At 66.8% G+C, this 5969-nt stretch carries 5 protein-coding genes and 1 pseudogene; 2 read left to right on the forward strand and 4 right to left on the reverse strand.

The window, feature by feature from the left end; translation table 11 throughout:
• On the reverse strand, nt 1–1102 hold a 1102-nt coding region (locus tag ACE3S9_RS13435; RefSeq protein WP_374546977.1), incomplete at its 3' end, for an efflux RND transporter periplasmic adaptor subunit.
• 96 nt (nt 1103–1198) lie between these two features.
• Nucleotides 1199–2725, reverse strand: coding sequence for an efflux transporter outer membrane subunit (locus ACE3S9_RS13440; protein WP_374546978.1), 1527 nt, complete (start codon nt 2723–2725; stop codon nt 1199–1201).
• 533 nt (nt 2726–3258) lie between these two features.
• Between ACE3S9_RS13440 and ACE3S9_RS13445 the strand changes: the two genes are divergently transcribed.
• Complete coding sequence (locus ACE3S9_RS13445) at nt 3259–4134, forward strand: lysophospholipid acyltransferase family protein (RefSeq protein WP_374546979.1); 876 nt, start codon at nt 3259–3261, stop codon at nt 4132–4134.
• 1 nt (nt 4135) lies between these two features.
• Here ACE3S9_RS13445 and ACE3S9_RS13450 read toward each other — a convergent pair whose 3' ends face one another.
• The gene (locus tag ACE3S9_RS13450) at nt 4136–4876 is read right to left on the reverse strand and encodes a glycosyltransferase family 25 protein (protein ID WP_374546980.1); all 741 of its coding nucleotides are present in this window, start codon (nt 4874–4876) and stop codon (nt 4136–4138) included.
• Between the two features lie 120 nt (nt 4877–4996).
• Here ACE3S9_RS13450 and ACE3S9_RS13455 point away from each other — a divergent pair, with 120 nt between their 5' ends.
• A complete protein-coding gene (locus tag ACE3S9_RS13455; RefSeq protein ID WP_374546981.1) occupies nt 4997–5806 on the forward strand; it encodes a glycosyltransferase family 2 protein in 810 nt (269 codons plus the stop codon).
• 34 nt (nt 5807–5840) lie between these two features.
• Here ACE3S9_RS13455 and ACE3S9_RS13460 read toward each other — a convergent pair.
• Nucleotides 5841–5969 (reverse strand): annotated as a pseudogene (locus ACE3S9_RS13460) (DsbA family protein); the annotation flags it as partial.

Raw genomic sequence — 5969 nt, forward strand, 5'->3', positions numbered from 1 at the left:
TATAGGCGTAGTCGCCCGGCGCGCCGTGCTGGGCCGCGGCGGTCGGCGCGGCGACGGCGTCCTTCAGCGTGGTCACCAGCAGCCGGATATTGACGAACTGGTTGGGGAACAGGGCTTCGTCCTTGTTATCGAAATTGGCGCGCAGCTTGACCATGCCGGTGGTGGTGTCGACCTGGTTGTCGAGCACGCTGACCTCGCCCGTCGCGAGCAGCTTCACATTGGCGCGGTCATAGGCCGTGGCGATGAGTTTGGCGCCGTCGCGCATCTGCGGCAGGATCTTGGCCAAAGCGTCCTCGGGCACCGAGAACAGCACCGACATCGGCTGCATCTGGGTGATGACCGCGATGCCGGTCGAAGAGCCCGCCGTGACGTAATTGCCCGGATCGACCAGCCGCAGGCCGATGCGGCCGTCGACCGGCGAGACGATATGAGCGTAGGTCAGGTTGAGAGTCTGGGCGTCGATCAGGGCCTGATCGGCGCGCACCGTGCCCTCATATTGCTGCACGACGAATTTCTGGTTCTGCGCTGTCTGGGCCGCGATCGAATTCTGCTTCAGCAGGGTCTGGTAGCGGTCTTCATCGGACTTGGCCTGTGCGAGCAGGCCCTGGTCGTGGGCGAGCTGGCCCTCATATTGCGCCTTCAGCGCCTGATAGGGGCGCGGGTCGATCTGGGCGAGGAAATCGCCCTTCTTGACATGCTGGCCTTCCGTGAAGGCGACCTCCTGGAGATAGCCCGAAATCTGGCTGACGACAGTCACAGTGGCGAGCGGGGTGACCGTGCCGAGCGCGCTGATGACGACATGAATGTCGCGCGGCGCGACGGTCGCGACGCCGACCGGCGCTTTGCCGCCCACATCGGCGCGCCTGCCGCCGCCGGTCGTGGCCGCCTGTTCGGTCGGCGCGGCGGCGTCGGTCGGCTGGTGGTAATGGCGCCAGCCCCAATAGGCCGCGGCGGCGACCAGGATCAGCAGCGCCCAGCGCAGCCAGGGGCCGGGACGCTGCGGCGGCTTGGCGCGGACCGACCAGTCTTCGCCCGGCGGGCTGACGGTCGAACCGCCGCCGTCGGTCTGGCGTTGCGTGATGGTCATGTCGCTCTCGTTCATGCGGGCAAACTTTCGCGGTCACACCCGGTTCGGGCGCCTGTCGGCGGGCGGCCGGTTTCTCGCCTCCTGCCGATTTAAGTGGCGGAAGCGCAAATTTTAAGGCGTCGGCGGAATCGGCGCGGAGCGCGCGATCGCCTCGATCAGCGGCGGCGCCTTCTCCCCTGCGATGCTTTCGGCGTCGAACCCGCCGCCGAGCGCCTCGATCAATGCGATGCTGGCGGCGAACAAGGCCTGACGGGTCGCCAACACCGCCTCCTCGTCGGCGAGCAGAGTGGCTTCCGCCACGACGACCGTGGTGAAGGCGACCGTGCCGGCGCGATATTGGTTGAGATAGACCTTGACGGCCTCGGCCGCCTCGTCGCGCGCCTTTTCCTGCACTTTGAGCTGCTTCGCATAGACGCGCAGCGCGACCAGTTGATCCTCGACCTGCTGGAAGGCGGTTAGCACCGTCTGCCGGTAATTGGCGGTGGCCTGGCGCCAGGCGGCCTTGGTGGCGTCGAGCTGGGCGGCGCGCAGGCCGCCGTCAAACAGCGGATCGGCCGCCTGAGCCCCCAGCGACCAGATCTGATAGGCCGCCAGGAAGGGAAAGGCGTTCGGCCCCTCGAAGCCTCCGGCGGCCGAGAGGGTGATGGTCGGATAATAGGCGGCGACGGCGACGCCGATCAGGGCGTTCTGCTCGGCGACGATGCGTTCGGCGGCGGCGATGTCGGGCCGGCGCTCCAGCAGGCCGGAAGGCAGGCCGGGGGGGACGACCGGCGGCGATTGCGGCAGCACGCCGCGCTTGATGCTCAGATCCGAGGGCGGCCGGCCGGTCAGAACCGCGATGGCGTGTTCATATTGCTGGCGCGGAACCTGGGTGGCGATCGACTGCGCCTGCGTGTTCAGAACCTGGGTCTGGGCGGTGATGAGGTCCGCCTTGGAGACGGTGCCGCTGTTATACTGGTTCCGCGTGATCGTCTCGGTTTCCTGATAGATCTTGACCGTGCGGTCCAGCAGCTCCTTCAGCGAATCCTCGTAGCGCAGGTTGAAATAGGCGGTGGCGAGCTGCGCCTGGGCCGAGAGCGTGGCGTTGGCCAGCGTGGCGGCGTCGGCCTGCGCGCCGGCGACATTGGATTCGACCTGGCGGCGGACCTTGCCCCAGATGTCGAGGGTCCAGCTCACCGTTCCCTGCGGATAGAACAGGGTCTTGGCGAAGGTCCGGTTCGTTGTCGAGGACAAAGCAGCGCCGGAGGCGCCGCCGGCCTGGGCGCCTTCGCCCGAGCGCGTGACCGGATAAGCCGCCGAAACGCCCGGCAGCAGGGAGGACTGCGTCTCCCGCACGATTGCCCGCGCCTGCTCATAGGCCGCGAGATAGGAGGCGACGTTCTGGTTGTCGATCGCGACCAGAGGCAGCAGGCGGTTCAGCTCCGCGTCGCGGTAGATCGACCACCACGCGCCGCGGTCGATATCGTCGCGCGGGCGGGCGGGCCGCCATTCCTTGGCTTCCTTGAAGGCGGACGCCTCCTTGAAAGCGGCGGGGGTCGGCGCCGTGGGGGGCGTGTAATCCGGACCGACAGTGCAGGAAGCCAGAAACAGGGCCGGGCCGGCGGCGATCAGCAGATTGCGGGTGGGCAAGGAGGTCATAGGCTCCATCCGCGCGACGGTTCGCCGGTCCGGGCCATTTTTCGCCCATCGTTTCGTCGCCGTTCGGTCCGCATGAGAAGTCCTATCAATCGCTGTCCAGCCGGTCTAAGACGCGGAGGACGCCTTATTTTTCCGATCCGGTACATGAACCATTCATTAATGATTCGGGCGTCGTCGCGTAAGGCGCCGCCCGACGGAGCCGGCGAATATTCTCGATCTGTGGCGGAAATGCGCAGGCCATGCTGACTGCTAGAAGCCTTGACGCAGCTGCGGGGCTTGGCTAGAGCGGCCCCTCCAGGGTTCATACCTGATCGTCATGGCGCTCGCGCCGCGCAAAGCCCGGAAATCGGGGGACTTACGCTGCGCGCTCCGCTCAAGCTCCCGCCCGGTTTTGCTTCCATGCAAGCAGCCTTTGGCGAAATTGCGCCGCGCCCCAAAGCGAACGGCATGACAATCGGGTCCGCCCGCTGGCGATCGCTCCCGCCGGCTCGCCGCGCGGCGGGCCCGACGCCGGAATTGCAAGGTTTGTCTGAATGGGTCCCAAGGATCGCAGTTTTCGCTACTGGATCGAATATCTCGGCTTTCGCCTGATGGGCGCGATTTTCGCGCTCATGCCGGTTGAAGTCGCGTCGAGCGTCGCCGGAGCGCTGATGGCGCGCATCGGCCCGATGTCCAACAAGCGCCATCCCCGGCTGATGCGCAATCTGGCGGCGGCCTTTCCCGAAATGAGCGAGCCGGAGCGCGAGAAGCTGGCGCGCGATGTCTGGGGCAATCTCGGCCGCGTCGTCGGCGAATTCTTCCATATCGACAGCATCGTGCGCGACCGGGTGGAGGTCGCCAATCCCGAATTGCTGGAGGAGATCGCCAGGAGCGACAAGGGCGCGGTGCTGTGCGGCGCTCACCAGGCCAATTGGGAAGGGGCGAGCGCGGTCGTCAACAAATTCGGCCTCAGTCCGATGGCCGTCTACCGCCCGATGAGCAATCCTTACGTCGACGCCGACATGCTGCGCCGCCGCGGCAAATATTACGCCGGCGGCCTGATGGCCAAGCACGATATCGAAACCCCGGTGGCGCTGATCCGCCACGCCCGTGCCGGCGGCGTCGTCGGCGTGCTGGTCGACCAGCAGGCCTTCATGGGCCTGCCGACGCCGTTTTTCGGACGCCCGGCGCAGACCACGCCCTTTCCGGCCATGCTGGCGCGACAATGTAACATTCCGTTGCTGCTGATCCACGGCTACCGGATGCCGGGCGTGCGCTTCCGCATGTTCATCACGCCGATCGAGGTGCCGCGCACCGACGACCGCAACGCCGATATCTACGCCGCCACTGCCGCCATGCAGGCGGAGCTGGAGAAATCGATCCGCCAGCATCCCGACCAGTGGATGTGGACGCACGACCGCTGGCGGTGAGTCACGGTTTCTTGGCGAACGCGCTCCAGAGGCGGACCTGGGCGCGATAGAACGGCCGGCCGATCTCGCGCGCGAGGCGGTGGCCCAGCGGCTTGCGCCGCGCCTGGATGGTGGAGCCGCCGAGCGCCGCCGAAACGTCGCCGACGCCCGACGGCTTGAAGGCCAGAAGCTCGACGCCCGTCACCCAGGACATTTGCAGAAAGGTGTCGACCGGCCGGTCGAACGGCTCGGTGACGGCCAGCAGCCGCTGCGCCGCCTCGCCCGACACGAATTGCGCGATGGCGCGCAAAGGCGGATTATCCGGCCGGATCAGCGCGACGCCTTCCGCGTGCGCCAGAGTTTCGCCATTGATCCGCGTCTTGTCGGACGGCGCCAGAGCGTAGCGCCATAGCGTGCGCGTTTCACGGGCGAGGGCGCAGGTCCGGGCGAAGGCGGCGGCGTCGATTTCGGCGTCGTCCTCGAATACGAGGGCGTAATCCAGCCCTTCCTCGACGATCCGCCGCCAGGCGTCGCGGTGGCTCAGGAAAACCCCGATCTCAGCGCGGTTCAGGCTAAAGGGATAGCGCGGCCGCCGCGCCTGCCGCGCATAGGCGCGGTCGATCTCATCGGGCGCCAGCGCGGCGCCGTCGGTCGCCGCGAGAATTTCGCTCGGGCAGGGCAGAGCGGCGCGCAGGCGCTCGACCTGCGGACGGCGCTGGGCGGACCGTTCGAGATGGATGATGAACGCCTTGAGGTCGGACATGTCTGGTTGCGGCCCCGATCACCGCGTTTCTAGCCGGCTCCGCGTCCGCTGTCAGCGGCGCCGCTTTGACAAAGCGCGGGAAAAGGTCTTTCTCGGCAAAAAAGCAACAGGATCGAGACCGTGCCGACAATCGAAGCCGCGCCGAAACTGCCCATTTCCGCGACCGTGATCTGCAAGAACGAGGAGATCTGCCTGCCGGCCTGCCTCGCCAGCCTGGAGGCTTGCGCGGAAATCGTGGTGGTCGATTCCGGCTCGACCGACGGCACTCTGGGCGTGGTGCGGGATTTCATCGCCCGTGGCTGGCCGATCCGGCTGATCGAGCGCGACTGGCCGGGTTACGCCAAGCAGAAGCAGTTCGCGCTGGAGCAGGCGACCCAGGACTGGGTGCTGAGCGTCGACGCCGACGAATGGCTCGACCCGGAGCTGCGCGGCGAACTGCCGCGCCTGATTCAGACGCCGCCGCAGGTTTCGGGCTGGCGGCTGCAACGCGCCCTGACCCTGTTCGGCCGCAAGACGCCCGCGCCGCGCGGGACCAAGCCGGAACTTATCCTGCGGCTGGCGCGCCGCGACCGGGTGCGTTTCGACGAAAATCTTCTGGTCCACGAGGGCCTGCTGGCGGAGGGCGAAACGCGCGACGCCACCCATGGCCTGCTGCGCCACGAGCGCGCCCTTCGGCTCGACGCGCAGCTCGGCAAGGAAATCACCTACGCCCGGCTCAAGGCGCAACAGCGCATCGCCAATGGCAAGAAGCCCAGCCTCCTCAAACTGGTGGTCAATCCGCCGCTCTATTTCTTCCGGGTCTATGTGCTGCGGCGGATGTTCCTGTGCGGAATCCCCGGCTTCATCCACGCCTGGACCGGCGCGATCTATTCGCTGATCTGCGAGGCGCTGCATTACCAGATGTGGATCGAGGGCTATCGGAAGGACTAGGCCGTGTGGACGAATATGATCAAACACGGGCCTGCTAGCCGGATGCGGCGACTCCAGTAGCCTGACGGATGGCCGATGCAATCTCGTCTTCGCTGCGTCCTCCGTTGATGGCGATGCGCCCGCCGAAGACGAAGTGAGGAACTGACCTGACCCCGGCCGCCGT

The organism is Rhodoblastus sp. (assembly GCF_041915505.1).
In the GTDB taxonomy this organism is placed as follows: domain Bacteria; phylum Pseudomonadota; class Alphaproteobacteria; order Rhizobiales; family Beijerinckiaceae; genus Rhodoblastus.